This window comes from Streptomyces sp. NPDC002623, assembly GCF_053592635.1.
This window is the reverse complement of sequence record NZ_JBSFWB010000011.1, coordinates 19845-35569: the sequence shown is the minus strand read 5'-3', so window position 1 is coordinate 35569 and position 15725 is coordinate 19845. Positions and strand designations below refer to the sequence as shown.

The following is a 15725-nucleotide window of genomic DNA, read 5'->3' as shown; positions in this document are numbered from 1 at the left end:
GGGCGGGGCGCGCGAACTCGCACCACACCACCTTCCCGAGCGCCCGCACTCCCGCCGGCGGCGCCGGATCTCCCCAGGAAATCCGAATGGGCGGTGCCCGGGAATCCCCGGGCACCGCCCACCCACTCAGAACGACAGGAGCCCTCGCCCCTCCGCCGTCGGATCTCCTCCGCCGTCAGATCTCCTACGGCGTCAGATCTCCTCCGAAGCCAGATCCCCCGGAAGCCGGTCCCCCGCGGCGGCCTGCACCGCGCGGAGCCTGTCCAGGTCCTCCTCGATCAGCATGAGCGCCTCGAAGGCGTAGGCCGCGCCGGCCGCCGACGCGCCCTGCATGACCTCGGAGTACAGCACCCACAGCCCCTCCCGCGCGGCGGCGACACAGGCCTCGGCCACCGGGCCGCCCGAGTCCACGGCCGGGCCGAGGATGCGGAGCACCCAGCCGAGCGTCTCCCGTCGGGCGGGCTCGGACAGAGGACCCGTCAGAGCGGCGAAAGCCACCGAGACGAAGGCCGCGGACACCGGGAGAAGCTCGTCGGCCGGGGTCATGACGTGGTCGTGGAGGGCGGTGAGGAATGCCTCGCCGCCGCCGTGGGCCTCGTCCAGGGTGATCAGCTCTCTGATCCTGGGCGGGAGGTGTGCGGCGCTTTCACCGCAGCCGCACTCCATCCGCTCCCAGTCGTACTTCAGCAGCTCGATCTCGAAGAGGCTGTTGTCGACAGGACTGTCGTCGGCAGGACTCTTCTCGACAGGACTGCTCAAGGGGTTCGTCACCTCTTCTAGTCTCCCCACGGGCCACCCGGATCGCCTTGGATGCCGGGCACGAAGTTGCCTTCACGGTCGGGATAGTCAGCCTGGCATCTGACGCACACCTTCCGTAGGACGGCCGTCCAGTTCCGTTCGGCGTCGCGGGCCAAGGTATACGCATTGGTGAAGATGACCTCGTCCGGGTTTCCGCCCAGGGCGAGCAGCGCGTTGCCCTCCGCGCAGTACCCGCCGCCCGAGGAGGCGCAGACCGAGTCTCCGGTGCGGGTGTTGACGGCGCCGACGTAGGTACGGCTCCGCGTCCGGGCGCTGGCGCCGAGCACCGCGTAGGTCGGGACGCGTGCCTCGACCTCCGCGAGCCGGTCGTCGAGGTTCCAGTTCGCCGGCGCGGAGTCCACGTCGACGAGCGGAGGACGGTCGTTGGCCTCGCCCCGGGTGCTGGGCACCCCGCCCGAGCCACCGCCACCGCCGCCGTTGCCGGCCTTGCCGGAACCGCCGCCGCCGCTGGAACCGCCGCTGCCGCGCGAGGACCCGCCGGAGTTGCCGCCCGGCTTGGACCCGCCGCCGCCACCGGAACCCTTGCTGGTGGAGACCTTCGGCGCGGCCTTCGCCTGTGCCTGCTTCTGGACCGCGTTACCGGTCTTCTTCGTCTGGGCGACCGCCTTGTCGGCGGTTCTCTTCGCTTGTTCGGCCGCCTTTTTCTTCGCCCGTTGGGCTGCTTCCTTCTTCGCTCTCTCGATCGCCGCCTTCTTGGCCCGCAGGGCGGCCGCCTCGGCGGCCTTCGCCGCCTTCAGGACCAGTTCCGCCGCCTTCTTCGCGGCGCGGAAGGACTCGATCGCCTTGATCGTGCGGTTGACGGCCTTCAGGACGGACGGGATCTTGCCCAGCTTGGTCCAGGGGATCGCCCCGATGATCAGGCTGCCGCAGGACCACATGTCGCCGCCGAAGCAGGCCATGGCGTCGTTGATGCCGATGAAGTCCTTCAGCGTCTCCCAGGCGACCGCGAGGATCACCGAGGTGAGGGACTTGCCCATCATCGACTGCGCCTGCGCGACCTGCGCCGCCGACAGTCCCGCGCCCGCGAGGGCCGCCGCCCGTTCCGAGGCGGTCAGGCTGATGGCCAGACCCGTCGGGTCGGACATCGTCACCGGGTTGTTGTGCGCGTAGGCGTAGCCGTTGGACTGCAGGACGTCGTTCAGGTCCACCACCGGGTCGGCGGACAGGAAGCGGCCCACCACCGGGTCGTACAGGCGTGCGCCCAGCGGCTGGAAGCCGGAGGCGTCGTCACGCGCCGCGCCCAGGAAGCCCGTGCGGGACTGGTAGTTGAGGCCGACCGTGCCGGCCCCGCGCTGGTTGCCGAAGGGGTCCTGCTTGCGGATGCGCACCGGCATCGAGGCGTTCAGGCCCACTTCCACGTAGGCGCTGCCCTGGTGGTCGCCCGCCAGCGCGACCAGCGTCTCGGGGCCCAGCCCGTACGCGTACCGCATCACGGCGCCGCCCGGCGCCGAGTAGGTGCGCTGGCTGTTGATCAGTGCGCCGCCCGCCGCCACGGTCACCTCGGTGTCGCCGAGGTGGAGCGTGGCCTGCTTGCCCTGGATGGTCAGCAGTCGCGTGCCGTCGGGGCCGTAGATGTGCCGGGTGTCGTTCTGCGGGGCCCAGCGCTGCTCGGCCTTGGCGGCGTCACAGGCGGCGAGCACGATCGGGGTGGTGTTCGCCGAGTTGGCGTCCTTCACCGCGAGGCACAGCTCCGAGTCGGCATGGATCAGCTGACCGGACGGGGTGCGCTTCAGGTTCTGCGCCGAGGTGCCGTTGCACTTCTGGACCTGCGCCGCCGAACCGACCGCGTTCGCCGCCGGCTGCACACACCAGTCGTCGTAGACGGTGAGCGTGCCCTTGTTCGAGTCCGTGCCCGGAGCCGGTGTGAAGCGCCAGCTCTGGGCCTGGGTCACATTGCAGGGGTACAGCTGGATGGCCTGGGCGGCCGAGGCCACCCCGCTCTTCAGGTCGAGGCATTTGTCCGCCAGACCGACGTACGGCGTCTTGCCGCCCTGGCCCTGGCCGGCGATCCGGTCGACCTTGCCGTCGTAGGTCCAGGACAGTTCCTGCTTGTCGCCGTTCTGGAGGGAGGTGATCGTCTTGGTCTCGCCGGTCAGCTCGTACAGCCGCTCGGCCTCGGCGGTCACGTCGACGCCCTGCGGCGTCTTGTACTTCTTCGTCACCTTGGTCAGGGCGCGCGGCTGGCTGCCGTCGGCCTTGCCGTACGCGTAGGAGGTGACCGCGTCCCGCCCGGTGTCACCGGCCAGGTTCTTCTCGGTCAGCGTCTTGCGGTTGCCGACCAGGTCGTACTCGTACTCCTGCCAGTAGCCGGAGTTGTCCTTGCCGGCGTCCACGTTCAGGGAGCCGTCGGAGTTCTTCGGCGTGGTGCAGGCCTTCTGGTCCTTGGCGGTCCAGGCCGTCTTGAGCTGGCCGAGCGGGTCGTACGTGAAGCACTGGCGCTCGGTGGCGAGGCCGACGGCCTGCTCGCGGATCGAGGTGACGTTGCCGGCCGGGTCGTAGGTGTACCCCCGCTTGGAGACGAGGTTGTCGGCGACGACGTTCTTGTCGACGGTCTGCTCGCGGTAGACCGACTGGTCCGTCAGCTCGCCGCTCGACTCGTCGTACGTCGACTGCGTCCACACCCGGTACGGCTGCGCGCCCAGCGTCGAGCGCAGGACCTGGCCGTAGGCGTCGTATTCGGTTTCCGAGCCGTACCAGTCCTTGCCCGACAGCGAGAGCGGCTTGCCGTCCTCGTTGTAGCGCACGACCAGGTTCTCGGAGGCGAAGCGGCCCGCCTTCGGGAGCGTCGCCTCCTGGAGCATGCCGGTGTCGGTGTACGAGTAGCCGTAGCTGTACGTCAGGTCCAGACCCCAGGTGTCCTTGGCGGACTGCGGCAGGGTCAGGGTCGTCGAGATCGGCTGGTAGTCCTTGGTGTAGCCGTCGATCCGCTGCGAGTACGCCTCGTCGTCGGTGTAGCGGGTCGCGAGGTACGGCATGCCCTTGCCGCCGAGCGCCTTGTCGTACTCGTACGTGGACAGCAGGGTGCCGTCCGCGCCGTTCAGACGCTGCTCGGTGGGGCGGGAAAGAACGTCGTAACCGTTCCAGACGACGAAACCGCGTGCGTTCTTCGTCGTCGACACGCGGTCACGCGCGTCGTACTTGGTCTCCGTGGTGCCCGTGTCCGGGTCGGTGGCCGTGAGCTGACGGCCCCGGTGGTCGTAGGTCCAGGTCCACGGGTGCGTGGCGTCGGCCGAGCTGGTCGCCTTCTCCATGCGGCCGTGCTTGTCGTACGCGTACCGCATCGACGTGAAGCCGCCCGGGGCCTCGGGGTTGAAGGTGTCGACGCGGGCGGTGCGCCCGAGGGCGTCCGTGTACACGCGGTAGGACGAGGCGCCGGTCGGGTTGACGACCTTGGACCAGTCCTGGCCGTACTCGTAGCGGGTGGCCCGCTCCGGGACCGGCTGGGACGAGGACTCCTGGGTCAGCGGGTCGGTGACCTTGAGAACCGGGGTCTCCGTCACCACACGGCCGAGACCGTCGTACGCGTAGCGCGTGATGTTCGGTACGGCGGTGTCCGCGAGGGGGCTGAACAGCTCGCCGAACTTCGCCTCGTGGGTGAGGTAGGAGTTGTTGGTCTGCCAGACCTCGCCCGAGCTGTTGTAGAGGGTGTCGGTGATCAGATGACCGCCGCCGTCGGCCTCCTCCTGCGTCTGGCGTTCCCGGCCGAGACCGTCGTAAAGGGTTACCGACGTTTCCACGCGGTTCTCGTGACCGCGCGCGTAGGTGGTGACGTACGGCGGCTTGCGGTCGGGGTTGTCCTCGTCGTACTTCGGGACGGTGTAGACGGCCCTGAAGTCCGGCACGGCCGAGGCCGACGGGGTACGGCCCGGCGCCCACGCCTCGATCAGCCGGCCCAGCGGGTCGTACCTGGCCTCGCTGACCAGGCTGTTGGCGTCCGTCGTCTTCAGGGAGGTGCCCCGGCCCGGCTCCAGCTCCTGCGTCTGGGTGTGGCCGGCCGCGTTGGTCTGGGTGACCGTGAAGACCTGGCCGGTGGGCGGGGTGAAGGTGATCGAGGACGGCTTGTCGTCCGGGTCGAACTGCTTGACGACCCGGCCGACGGCGTCGAACTCGGTCCGGCCCTCGCTCTGGAAAGCGGTTCCGTCGCCGTTCAGCGACCATGTCTTCCACGCCTCGCCGAGGCTGCCGGCGCCGAGCGGGACGTTGTAGTCCTGGCCGTCGTACGCCGTACGGGCCGCGCCGCTCAGCGTCTTCAGGTCGCCGAACGCGGCGGTGGCGCAGGTCGTCGGCGAGACCAGGACCTGCTTGCTGAGGCCGATGAGGTGCTTGGCCGTCTGGTGGACGTACTCGAGCTTGGTGCAGGACTCGTCGCCCGCCTTGCCGGTGTCGCCGAGCGACTCGACGAGGGTGGGCAGTCCGTACTCCGGCTCGTACGTCGTCGTCGACTTGACGACGCGCTGGGTGCGGGTGTCGTCGCCGGTCCCGGAGGACCGCGTGTACGCGTACTCCTCGGGCTCGGTGACGCGCCAGGCGCGCAGCGCGGTCAGGCCGTCGTCGCGGTTGCGCCGGGCGAGCTCGGTGGCGGCCGGGACGGTGACGCTGCGCGACAGCCAGTCGGTGTCGGCGTCGGAGGCGTTGGTGTAGGTCAGTTCCTCGGCGATACGGCCGGCGAACGGTTCGAGGTCCTTGGCGATCTCGGCGCCGGTGATGTCCTTGACCGGGACGTCGTCGCCCATGCCGCGGAAATAGCGGGTAACCGATTTCGACTTCTTGCTGCCGATCGCGGGCTCGTCGGTGCCGGTGATCACCGCGGTCTGCTCGAAGCCCGCGAACTGCGCGTAGGTGCGCGTGGACTTCTTGGTGAACTCGGCCTCGGCGAGCTTCCAGCCCGCGTTCTTGTACTGGTACGCGGTCTGCGTGGCGAACGCGCCGTCGACGTTGGGGAGTTCCTCGACGGTTTCCACGACGTACTTGTGGAACCAGTCGATGTCCTCGACCTCGGAGTCCGGGTGCCAGAACGACGGGTAGCACAGCCGCGTGTTGGCCTTCAGCTCCGCCTTGTCGTCCTTGCCGGGCAGCCCGACGCCGGTCTGGCACTGGCCTTCGGGCTTCTTGTACGTGACGACGGTCTCGCCGCCGTACTCGTTGATGACGCGCCCGATCCGCAGCCGGGAGAAGCCCGGACGCGAGTCCTCCTTGACGCGGTTGGGCATGTCCTCGGCGTTGGACTCGAAACGCACCGCGTTCAGGGTCGCGCTCGCGCCGCCGCGGTCGTAACCGGTGCGCTGGACCGACTCCAGCCACAGGGCCGTGTTCGGGCCGGTCTTCAGGACCGGGAAGTTCTGGGTGAGGGCGTACTTGTCGACCGTCTGGCGCGCGGTGCTGCCCGCGACGCGCTGGGTCTCGGTGGTGATGGAGGTCAGGCGCTTACGGGTCCAGAAGGACGGGCCCGCGTTCCAGCACATCTTCTTCGACTGGCAGCGCAGGTCGGCCGGGGTGTCGTACCAGATGCGGTACTTGCCCGGGTCCTTGTCGGTGAAGTTGGCTTCGGTGCACTTGGCGGCGTCGATGCAGCGCTCGGCGACCGCGAAGGAGACCCGGGAGGTGGCGGGGGCGGTGAAAACGCTTCCCAGGGTGTTGCGCTGGCCGTAGTCGATGTGGTCGAGCCAGCCGCCCCGGTCGTACTTGACCGGGTCCTTGAAGTTGAAGTTGCGGGCGTAGTAGTTGTCCTCCTTCTTCCACCACAGGGACATGGCGTTGCCGTGGACGTCCTCGACGTAGTCGAGGTTCCAGCGCCAGCCCTGGGTGCAGGCGGAGGACTTCCAGTCGTCGGCCTTGTAGCAGTCCTCGTCCTTGTGGTTGCCGTACACCGGGACCGTCAGGACGGAGTCGGTGACGTCCTGGCCGGACGACCAGCCCGGCAGCTTGTGCTTGCCGAAGTGGTACCTGGTGCCGTCGCGCGTGGTGACGACCCAGTACTCGCCGTCCTTCGCGCCGTTGCCGCTGGTGTTGTCCGTGATCCGCTCGACCTTGGCGCCGTCGCCGTTGGCGGTGGTCCACTTGCCGCCCGCCCACACCAGCTCGGTCGTCGAACCGCCGAGGGAGAGCGTGGCGTTGTCCGAACCCCAGCACAGGTCGGCCGTGCGGTGGGTCTTGTTGTTCGACCCGTCCTTCTTGGAGTCCTCACGGCAGTTGGCGTAGGTGCGGGTGATCGAGCCGGGGTTGTAGTCCCAGCCGTCGCCGATCCAGGACGCCTGGTTGTTCGTGGCCGAGGTGCGGCCGTCCACCGTCTGGGAGGAGTAGCTGAGGCTCACCTTCGGCGTCGGGCCGCCCGCCGACTCGGGGACCTGCACCTGGTAGCCGTAGGTGAAGGCGCCCGAGGAGGAGCCTGCCGACCACGAGCCCGAGGACAGCAGCGGGGTGGCGGTGTAGTCGCCGGAGGCGGAGGCGCCGGTGTCCATGGCGCCGACGACCTGGGGGCCGGAGGCGTCCACGGCGGGCAGGACCGTGCCGGCGGCGGTGCTCGTCCGCGCGGCCGCGGTGCGCACGGACGCGCCGGAGGTCGTCGCTTCCGTGCCCGCGTCGCCGCCGAGCAGTTCGGCGACCGGGACCGAGCCCGAGAGGATCTTGCGGGTGGTCGCCTGCTTGGCGGCCTTGGTCCGGGTCGGGGCCTCACCGGCGGGGACCAGCTCGACCGAGCTGGCCAGCCGTTCGGCCGTGTCCTCGGCCTTGCCGGACATGGTCGTGGCGCCCTCGGGCGCGCAGTCGCCGGTGCCGGGGGCGTCCAGGACGCAGTCGGGCAGCAGCATCAGCCCGAAGCGGTCGGCGGCCTGGGGGCCGTAGAGGTCGGCGAAGGCGGTGGTGTCGACGGCGACCGCGACCTGCGCGGTCGGGTCGGCGGTGGCCGGCGGTGTGATCCGCATGATCAGGCCGGAGACGCCCGCGTCCTGGGAGGTGTCCGGCGGGGCCAGGTCGACCTTCCAGTCGCCGGCGAGGGCGGCCGGGGCGGTGCCCTCGGGGACGCCGACGGCGATCGGCAGATCGTCGACCGGGACGGTGGCGCCGGGTGCGGAGTCGGCCGTCAGCGTGGCGACGCCGGTGTCCTGCGTCCACGGGGTGACGGCGGTCGGCGCGTACGGGTCGACGGGGACCTCGGGCGCCGTGGTGATCGTCTTGTCGGCCTCCTCGTCACCGTCGATCTCGGTGCTCTCGGGGAGGTCGGGCAGGTCGATCGTCCGGGTCATCCCGGGGCCGGGTACCGCCCACGCCTCCCCGCCCAGGCTTGTCACCGTCAGCGTCGAGGACAACAAAAGGACGGTCGCCACGCGGCCGAGCCGCCGGCGCCGTCGTAGTGACTCCGTCAGGGCGGGGCGTGGGCGCCCCAGCCATGACAGTGGACCTTGAGCACGCATACGCGTCGACTCCACCCAGGCGATGCAAACAACAGAGGTGGTCAGCACCTTCTGTCATGACCGCCACACGCATCAAGGCAGTTGAAGTGGACGGAAAGGGTCCTTTTGAGAGGTCCGTCACAGGCGATTTCCGAACAGAAGCACACACCGATTGACCAATGCGAAAGTCGCCCGAAATCCGACCCCATGAATACACAACAGATGGACAAGGGGTGCTTTTTCGACATCGGAGACCGACGGTCAAGTCCCCGCCAAGCGATGATCACGGATTTATAAAATCTTCATATATGGACGGCCTGCGCAAAGCGTGTGATCGTGTGCCGCGCCCATGTCCTCATCCGCCTGGACCACACGGGAGTAGACCGCCGTGTCCGCGCCGCCTCGCTTTCTCAGTCCCCTCGTGCGCACGCGCACCCGGCTGACCCTCACTCTCGGCCTGGTACTGGCCGCCCTGACCGCTGCCCTGCTCCCCTGGTGGCACCCCGACGACCCGTCGACTCCGCAGTCCCGCAAGCCTGCCGAGGCCCGACAGGCCGACACGGGCCCGCGCGACGAGGCCGCCGCCGCGGCCGAGGCCAGGCGCACCGGCAAGGAGGTGGCCGTGGACACCGCGACCACCGCCACCGAACTGACCTGGGCCCGGCCGGACGGCCAACTGCGCACCCGGATCACCGCGTTGCCCGAACGGGCGAAGAACGCGGCCGGCAGGTGGGCGCCGATCGACAACCGCCTGCGCCGCACGGCCGACGGCATCCGCCCGGTCAACCCGGCCCAGCCGGTGCGCTTCTCGGCGGGAACGGCCGACGCGGACCGCGCGGACCGCTCGTACGCCCGGCAGCCCCTGGCCGCCGCCGAAGACACCTTCCTGGCCGAAACCGTGCTGGGCGGCCACACCGTCTCCTACACCTGGCCGGGCCCGCTGCCCGAGCCGGTGCTCGACGGACCGCGCGCCCTCTACTCCGAGGTGCTGCCCGGCGTGGACCTGCTGCTGGTCGCCCGGGAGGAGGGCGGCTTCGCACAGCTGCTCGTCGTCAAGACCCGCGAGGCCGCGCAGAACCCGGCGCTGGCGACGGTGTCGTACGGCCTGAAGTCGCCCACGGCCCGCTTCCGTCACGACGCCAAGGCGAGCCGGGTCCTGGTCCTGGACGCCGCGGGCAAGGAGGCCGGGTCCATCCCGACCCCGTTCGCCTGGGACTCCGCCGGCCGTGACCCGGAACTGCCCGCGGGCAGCGCGGCGCACACCTCGGTGGCCACGCCCGCCGACGTCCTGAAGCTGTCCGGGCTGAGCGGCGTCGAGCCGGGCGCCCGGCAGGCGCCGGCCCCGACACGGCTGGACGGCGACGGCACCGGCACCGCGCGGCTGAACCTGCGCGTCGCCGAGACAGGCCTGCTCAGCGACCCGGACGTGCAGTTCCCGGTGTTCGTCGACCCGCCGCTGATCTCGGCCTGGCTGGCCTGGACGGTGGCCTACAAGCCGTACCCCAACTCCAGCTTCTGGAACGGCACCAACTTCAGCTCGGGCACCTCGGACGCCCGGGTGGGCCGCGAGAACGACACGAACGGCACGGCCCGCTCGTTCTGGCGGATGAACTACAGCAGCAGCCTGAAGGGCGCCTCGATCACCTCGGCGACCTTCAAGGTGCTCAACAACCACTCCTGGTCGTGCACCAAGCGGGAGTTCCAGTTCTGGCTGACCGGTTCGATCTCGTCCGGCACCACCTGGAACAAACAGCCGAGCTGGTCGGACGAGATCCAGCGCAAGTCCTTCGCCCACGGCTGGTCGTCCGCCGACTGCCCGGACGAGTACGAGGCGTTCAACGTGAAGTCGGCCGCGCAGACGGGCGCCGACAAGGGCTGGTCCAACATCACCTTCGGGATGCGGGCCACCAGCGAGAGCGACACCCAGACCTGGCGGAAGTTCAACGCCAAGTCGGCGACCATGGAGGTCGCCTACAACCGCAAGCCCGCCGTGCCGAGCAGCGTCACCAGCACGCCCGGCGGCGCCTGCAACACGAGCACGGCGGGCGCGACGGTCGGCAAGACCAACGTGGTCCTGTCGGCGAAGTCCACCGACCCCGACGGCAACCTCGCCGGACTGCGCTTCCGGTTCTGGAAGTCGGGCGCGGCCGTGCCCGCGGGCACGCTGGTGACCAGCCTCTCCGCCGGCAAGGCCACACTGACGATCGCGTCCAGCACCCTGGTCGACAAGGGCGTCTACTACTGGAACGTACGGGCCGAGGACTCGGGTGACGGCCGCTCCGCGTACTACCCGGCGAGCGGCAACTGCACGCTCACCGTGGACGGTTCGGGTCCGCCGCCGCCGACGGTGGAGAGCGACGTCTTCCTGGAGGCCACGGACGACGGCGCGACCTGGGCGACGGTGGAGTTCGGCAAAACGGGCCCGGTGACCTTGACCTCCACGGGCGCGGCGAAGATCCGGTACGCCATCGACGGCCTGGGCTGGAAGGACGCCCCGGCACCCGTGGCGGGCGTGTCGAGCGTCCCCGACCTGGCCCCGAAGCACGCGGGCCCCAACACTCTGAACGCGATCGCCTACGACTCGGCCGGCAACCCGAGCAAGACCACCCACTACTCCTTCTACGTCCCGCCGAGCGCCGTCGCCGACAGCCCCGGCGACACCAGCGGCGACGCCATCGCGGACCTGCTGGCGGTGGACGCGTCCGGCAAGCTGATCAACTGCCCCGGCAACGAGGGCGGCGAACTCGACACCTGCCTGGACGCGGCCTACTCCTCGGCCGGCGGCCTCAACCCGCCGGGCCACTGGTACAACGCGACCACCGGCAAGGCCGCCCTGATCACCCACTACGGGGACGCCTACCCCGGCGACGGCACGACGGACCTGTTCGCGGTGACCCCGGACGGCGGTTTCCACCTCTACCCGGGCGACGGCTACGGCAGCTTCGACGTGGACAAGCGCCTGAAGGTGCTCCTCCCGTCCAACGCCCCGGCCCCCTCGACCTGGACCCAGATCAAGGCGGTGGGGGACATCACGGGCGACAAGCTCCCGGACGTGGTCCTGCGCGCCGGACCCGCCTTCTGGACCCTCTCGGGCTACACGGGCGGCAAGTTCCAGGCGGCCACGCAGATGAACGCCGACGCCTGGGCCCGCCGGGACATCGTCAACGTCGCCGACATCAACGACGACCTCACGCCCGACCTGCTGTGGCGCAACCTGGACAACGGCAACATGTACGTCCGCCACGGCAAGCCCGGCACCGTCAGCGGCAGCGTCGACCTCGAATCGCTCAAGCTGGCCTCCAACTCCCTCAACGGGGACGTCGCCTACGGCACCAGCTGGACCGAGGCCGGCGTGTCGACGGCCCTCGGCATCCCCGACGTCAACAACGACGACATCCCCGACATCTGGGCCCGCTTCGGCGCCGACGGACAGATGCGCATCTACAACCCGTCGAGGACCAACACCAATGCGGCCGTGAAGATCGTCCTGACCTTGGACTGGAGGACGGTCAAGGCCCTCGGCTGACCCGCCCGTCGCGGCGAAGCCCACCGAGCCCCGGTCGTCCCCGCGAGGGGGCGGCCGGGGCTCGCCGTCCGCCCGCTCGGCTGCCGGCTCGGCTGCCCGCTCGCCGGCCCGTGCCGATGTCAGTGCCGCCCCTTACAGTCACCACCATGGCGACTCTTCCCAACCCGCTGCCCAAGCTGGCGTCCGACCCGAGCGGGCGTTCCCTCGGGCTCCAACTCCCGCCCGGGAGACTGATCGACGCGACCTGCGACGGTCCGTGGCACGAGCCGTTGCTGTGGCACTCGGACCAGTCCGCGTCCTCCGGCAACTGGACGGCCCTGGGCGCACCGGCGGCGCGGGCCGGGCTGCTCCCGGTCCTGGTCGACCTCGGCGGATCCCAGGGCGGCCCGCAGGAATGGGAGTTGATGCCCGACGAGGTCTCCTACCCGGGGGACCACGACGCGGAGGAGGTCCTCGCGGAGTACTGGGAGGAGTGCGCGGCGCAGGGCGAGGAGTGGCCGGGCCTCGCCGCCTCCCCCGCCCTGACGGCGGACCCCGACGCACGCGCCGCGCAGATCGCCGACACCCTTGCGGAGCAGGGGCCTTCCTGGTTCAGGTCGCCCTACCTCGCACTGGTCCCCGCCCGGCGCAGCGCGGACGTCCCGGCGGCCCTCGGCTGGTCCGGCCCGGTCAACCACGAGGACGACACGGCACGGCTGAGCGCCGTCCTGCGCTCCTGGGAGGACCGCTTCGGCATACGGGTCGTCGGCCTCGGCTTCGACGTCCTCGCCGTGTCCGTCGCGGCCCCGCCCAGCACCGTCGAGGAAGCGGAGCGGATCGCCGCCGAGCACTTCGCGTTCTGCCCGGACAACGTCCTCCAGGGCCCGGGCACCCTGGCGGCCTACGCCCAGCAGCTCGTCGGCGAACCCACCTGGACCTTCTGGTGGGACTGACCCGCACCTAGGGACCTGTCCTAGCCGGTCAACCCGCGCCCCAGCCTGCGCAGCCCCTCCCCGATCTCCTCCGGCGTCTGCGTCACGAAGCACAGCCGCAGCGTCGACCGGTCGGGCTCACCGGCGTAGAAGGGCGCGCCGGGCACATAGGCGACGTCCTGTGCGACGACCTGCGGGAGCAGCGCGGCGGTGTCGTACGACCGCGGCAGCCGGGCCCAGAGGAACATGCCGCCCTCGGGCCGGTCCCACCGCGACCCCGGCGGCAGCGCCTCGCCCAGCCCGGCCAGCATGGCGTCCCGCCGCTCGCGGTACACGGCGGCCACCCGCGCCACATGGGCGTCGAGGTCGTTGACGGCCAGGTAGCGGGCGGCGGCGAGCTGGTTGACGGTCGGGGTGTGCAGATCGGCGGCCTGCTTGGCGACCGTGCAGGCCCGTCGCAGCTCCGCGGGGGCGCGCAGCCAGCCCAGCCGTATGCCGGGGGCCATGACCTTGGAGAAGGAGCCGAGCAGGACCGTGCGGTCGCGGGCGTCGGGGTGGGCGGCGATCCAGGGCAGGCGCTCGCCGTCGTAACGGAGTTCGCCGTAGGGGTCGTCCTCGACGATCCACAGGCCGTGCCGGGCGGCGACGGAGGCGAGGGCGGCACGGCGCTCGGCGGGGAGGGTGCGGCCGGTGGGGTTCTGGAAGGTGGGGACGGTGTAGAGCAGCTTCGGCCGTTCCCGGACGACCAGTTCCGCGAGCGCTTCGGGGTCGGGGCCGTCCGCGTCCTCGGGCACGGCGAGGATCCTCGCTCCGGCCAGGCCGAACACCTGGAGGGCGGCCAGATAGCAGGGGGCCTCGACGAGGACGGTGTCGCCGGGCTCGAGCAGCGCGGTCGCGAGCAGGGACAGCGCCTGCTGGGAGCCGGTGGTGACGAGCAGGTCGTCGGCGGTCGTGGGCAGTCCGCGTGCCGTCGTCCGAGCGGCGAGCCGTTCCCTCAGCTCCGGCTCGCCCTCGGTCGTGGAGTACTGCAGGGCCTGCGCCGGGGCCTCCTCCAGCGCGTACCGGAACGCGGCGGCGACGCCCGCGCGGTCGAACAGCTCGGGCGCGGGCAGCCCGCCCGCGAAGTTGATCACCTCGGGGCGGGCGGTGACGGCGAGGATGTCCCGCACGGGCGAGCCGCCGATCGACCGGGCACGCCCGGCCAGTTCAGGGACGGGAGCGGAGACGGGAACGGAGACAGGAGCGGAGACGGGTGCGAAGGTCATGCGAGGCACCCTAGAGAGATGGATGCGGTCTACACACGGGTTTCTGACATCTGGACGGCCGGCACGGGCGTCCCACGACCCGTCCCGGACCGGCACTGTTTCCGCAGGTCGAACGCCATGGGACCGAACCGGCGTCCCGACTTGCCCGCCGAGCATGGCAGTCCACGGGCGATACGGCACAGGCTGGCCCCATGCCCACACGCCGTACCCGCCGCCGCGTCCGTCCGCTGGCCGCCGCCCTGACCGCCGCCGCCGTGCTCACCCTGACCGCATGCGACGACGGCCAGGGCCTGCGCGACGAGGGCCCGTCGAGTTCCAGCACCCTGAACGGCTCCGGCCCCCGGACCGGCTCCTACGGCGTGTCGAACGACCCCGCCGGCCCCCACGCGGAGCCGCCCAGCGGGAACTCGTAGGCGGGCCGCCCGTTGTTGCCGCTGGTGCGGAACGGCTTGCCGTCGTCGTCGAGGGTCAGCGTGCCGTGCCGTGACCCGCTGGACCAGGACAGCTCCAGCTGCCAGCTCACGTCGTACGCGGAGGCGTCGGCGGTCACGTAGTAGATCTCCGGGTCGGACGCGCTCACCTTGAACGGGAAGTCGGGGTGCCCCGCCTCGGGCACCAGCGCGGGCCGCGCCGCGTCGAGGGCGACGGTGAAGTAGCGCGTCGGCACCCCGCCGCCGCAGCCGACCCCGGGGTAGCCCATCGCGAAGTCGCTCCACTCCAGCGGCGAACGCTTCGCCACCGTACGGACCTTGACGTCCTCCACGACGACGGTCTCCGCGCCGGTCCCCTGCACGGTGAACTCCAGGAACTGGTTCCCCGACGACACGGCCCCGTGCGCGGCCACCCAGGCGGGCGCGTCCTGTTCGAGGGGCGGCGGGGCGACCTGCCCCGGCTCCCGGTCGATCAGGTAGTGCTGCGAGCAGGGGCTCTCCCAGGCGTAGGGCCGGGCGCTGACGGTCAGGGGGACGGCGTCGGAGTCCTCCGCACCGCCGCCCGCCGCCGCAGCCGACGGCGAGTCCGCGGCCGACGGGGACGCGGACCTCGAGACCGAGGCGGAAGCCGAGACGGACGGCGAGGCGGAGGCGGACGGCGAACCGCTCGCCGCGCCCTTCCCCTGCACGGATGCGGCCGCCCCCACGGGACTGCCGTCGGAGTCCCCGTCCCGCCCCGAGCCACCGGACGGCAGAGTCAGCGAGAGCGCGAGGGCGACGGAACCGAGACCGGCCACGACCCCGACACCGGCGAGCAGCAACGGCCGACGCCTCCTCCACCCCCGCCCACCGCTCTCCTGCGGGACGACGCCGACGTCCACGACCCCGACATCCACGACGCCGGCGTCCAGAACGCCCGCACCCACATCGCCGGCCTCTTCCACCACAGCTTCCGCGGCGGTATCCGCGCCATCACCCCCGCTACCACTGCCACCACCACTGCCACCACCGCTGCCGCTGCCACTGCCACCACCGTCGGCGGCCGGCTTCCTCCCCCGCACCGCATCCGCCAGCACCCACCGCCGGTGCAGCTCGACGAGCTCCTGCGGAGATGCCTTGCAGAGCCGGGCCAGCCGCTCCACGGGGGCGTAGTCCGTGGGGACGGCGTCCCCGTTGCAGTAGCGGTGCAGCGTCGACGTACTCATGTGGAGCCGCTTCGCGAGCGTCCCGTAACTGAGCCCGGACCGCTCCTTCAACTCCCGCAGCAACTCCGCGAACTCGGCCGTAGACACCGTTTCCCCACTCCCCATGTCCCATCCCGGCGTTCCAGGGATGGCGTGTTTGCCCAGGTCAGACCCATTGCCAGCGTTCCAGCTTCCCGGATG

Annotated in this window: 7 protein-coding genes; 3 read left to right on the top strand and 4 right to left on the bottom strand. The window is 70.9% G+C overall.

Going from position 1 to position 15725, the window contains the following annotated elements; genetic code table 11:
* Window positions 1–192 precede the first annotated feature (192 nt).
* Both ACWD4O_RS21025 and ACWD4O_RS21020 read right to left on the bottom strand, forming a co-directional pair.
* The gene (locus ACWD4O_RS21025; protein WP_451281774.1) at window positions 193–759 is read right to left on the bottom strand and encodes a hypothetical protein; all 567 of its coding nucleotides are present in this window, start codon (window positions 757–759) and stop codon (window positions 193–195) included.
* Between the two features lie 17 nt (window positions 760–776).
* Window positions 777–8141 (bottom strand): ricin-type beta-trefoil lectin domain protein, encoded by a 7365-nt coding sequence (locus tag ACWD4O_RS21020; protein WP_451281772.1) that lies wholly within the window; start codon window positions 8139–8141, stop codon window positions 777–779.
* A gap of 487 nt (window positions 8142–8628) precedes the next feature.
* On the opposite strand from ACWD4O_RS21020, the gene ACWD4O_RS21015 reads away from it, so the two are divergent.
* Window positions 8629–11733, top strand: coding sequence for a DNRLRE domain-containing protein (locus ACWD4O_RS21015; RefSeq protein WP_451281771.1), 3105 nt, complete (start codon window positions 8629–8631; stop codon window positions 11731–11733).
* A gap of 146 nt (window positions 11734–11879) precedes the next feature.
* Window positions 11880–12665, top strand: coding sequence for a DUF4253 domain-containing protein (locus tag ACWD4O_RS21010; RefSeq protein WP_451281769.1), 786 nt, complete (start codon window positions 11880–11882; stop codon window positions 12663–12665).
* A 20-nt stretch (window positions 12666–12685) separates the two neighbouring features.
* Here the strand turns inward: ACWD4O_RS21010 and ACWD4O_RS21005 are convergent, their stop codons facing one another.
* Window positions 12686–13909: an aminotransferase-like domain-containing protein gene (locus ACWD4O_RS21005; RefSeq protein ID WP_451281768.1), complete on the bottom strand. Its 1224-nt coding sequence runs from the start codon at window positions 13907–13909 to the stop codon at window positions 12686–12688.
* A 191-nt stretch (window positions 13910–14100) separates the two neighbouring features.
* Here ACWD4O_RS21005 and ACWD4O_RS21000 point away from each other — a divergent pair, with 191 nt between their 5' ends.
* Window positions 14101–14322, top strand: coding sequence for a hypothetical protein (locus ACWD4O_RS21000; RefSeq protein ID WP_451281766.1), 222 nt, complete (start codon window positions 14101–14103; stop codon window positions 14320–14322).
* On the opposite strand, the gene ACWD4O_RS20995 is transcribed toward ACWD4O_RS21000, so the two are convergent.
* Window positions 14262–15632 (bottom strand): helix-turn-helix domain-containing protein, encoded by a 1371-nt coding sequence (locus ACWD4O_RS20995; RefSeq protein ID WP_451281765.1) that lies wholly within the window; start codon window positions 15630–15632, stop codon window positions 14262–14264. The genes ACWD4O_RS21000 and ACWD4O_RS20995 overlap by 61 nt on opposite strands.
* Between the last annotated feature and the right edge of the window lie 93 nt (window positions 15633–15725).